Source organism: Vibrio sp. M260118 (genome assembly GCF_036533755.1).
GTDB lineage: Bacteria > Pseudomonadota > Gammaproteobacteria > Enterobacterales > Vibrionaceae > Vibrio.
The window spans coordinates 1-1,822 of the sequence record NZ_JATABG010000527.1 but is presented as its reverse complement, the minus strand read 5'-3'; the positions used below and the strand labels follow the sequence as shown (position 1 = coordinate 1,822).

General features: G+C 46.8%; 1 protein-coding gene and 1 pseudogene. One reads left to right on the top strand and one right to left on the bottom strand.

The genetic code is table 11. The features are described 5' to 3' along the window. Positions 1 to 1,684: pseudogene (gene recC / locus QTO00_RS19185) on the bottom strand (exodeoxyribonuclease V subunit gamma); the annotation flags it as partial. A gap of 27 nt (positions 1,685 to 1,711) precedes the next feature. Between recC and QTO00_RS21040 the strand changes: the two are divergent. Beyond that, the coding region (locus QTO00_RS21040; protein WP_443088949.1) for an exodeoxyribonuclease V subunit gamma at positions 1,712 to 1,822 on the top strand (111 nt) is incomplete at its 3' end.

Below are 1,822 nucleotides of genomic sequence, written 5' to 3'. Positions count from 1 at the left end.
GCGCTTCCTCAAACGCCGCGTCGGTTAGCTGCTCTTTTAGGTTGGCAAGGGTGTCTCGAATCGACTTCAGCGCCGCCTCACCTTCGAGTTCTACACTAAAGAAATCATCCAGCAGCAAGGTAAGTATTTCGCGCCAACTATCAATGGATTGAGTTTGCGCTAACTTATTGCGGTATTCGCTGATTGTTTCGATAAAGTGGGCCAACTTACCTGCCAGTTCCGCACCCATCCCTTGTACTTCATTGTAAGGAGAAAGTACGCCTGATGTAGATTCAAACAAACCTGCTGATTGTGACATCGCGTAGCCCAATAGCATACGCTCAATACCGAACTGCCATGTATTTTGCACTGTTTCAGGTAGGTCAAACTCTTGCCCAGTAGCCGGATTCAAGCCCCAACGGATACCTGACTCCTCCACCCAATGCTTAGCGAGAATGAACTCGTCTTCGGTTAAACCAAATCGCGCCAAGATTGCCGGCGTTTCAAGTAACTCCAATAACTCTGAAGCTAAGCAGCGCGTATTAGGTAAATTCACCAACTGCATAAACGCATTAAGAATCGGGCTCTCTTGATCGGCGGTACGATCAGAAATCGAATAAGGAATAAATCGCTCACCCGGCGCATTGCCGAACACAGCTTGAATAGCAGGGCTGTAGGCGTTGATATCAGCCACCATCACAATAATATCGCGCGGCTTTAAACTTGGATCGGCATCGAACATCGCCAATAGCTGATCGTGCAATACTTCCACTTCACGCATCGGGCTATGGCAAGCATGCAATGACAGGGACTTATCACCCAACTGCACCACCTGCTTGTGAGTGCTGCTGTCTAGCTGATGGTCGTCTTGATGCTCTTCGAGATTGAGAATGTCGGCTTGAAGTTGGTGAAGCAGTGAATCTCGCTCTACATCGACAAAGGCTTCAATTTCATGTGATTCAAGCTGCGAGAGAAGATACATGTTGTCACGACCAAGTTTACCCATTGAAGCGAGCAAGCTATTACCCACCGCATCGGTATGCAGTTCATCAACTACGTTATCTTCAATCGAACCTTTGAGCTGTTCACTTTCACCCTGTTGCTCCGAGTGGTCTTGATTCCACACCACATGTTTACGATGCTTGGCTGCCAAACGAGCTAAGAATTTTCTGTCTCTCACCTCGCCCCAGTAGTAACGACATGGGTTAGTAAACATTAAGTGAACATCAATGTGCTCGCCGATCGCTTTCAGAGCATCCATATAGCGTGGTGGCAAAGAGGTAATACCGAACACAAACAAACGCTTCGGCAAATGATCAAAATTGCCCTGATAGCTCTCAAGTGTATCGATGAAGTGTTCATATAGGTTGGCACGATGATAAGGCGACTGACCTAGCGCCACGGTATGATCGTAAAGCGCTTGCCATAAAATCGGCTGCCACGGGTGTTCGTCATCAAGCTCTAATACCGTTTGCCCCGCTTCCCAACTTGCAATCCACTCCGGGCGGTAAACCAAGTAGCCATCAAAGATGTCGGCAATTTTTTCCGATAGTTGATACAACTTGGAACTATCTTCATCTTGCTCTAGATAACGCTTTAACGGCTCGAATTCAGCTTGATTCAAAAGCCCAGGCAAGATGTGCATCAGCTTCCAAGTCATTGACTCTTTGTTAAAGGCACTGCGCTTTGGTACGTCTGGCATTAAATCTGGCGAGATAATTGTGAGTGCATTTTGTTTACTGTCTACCATTCTAATCAAGTTGATGTTTTAAAGTCTCTACTTGTTGAGCTAGTGCGCCTCAATCCATTAGCCAACCCATTTGAGAAAGAGCAGATCTTGGTG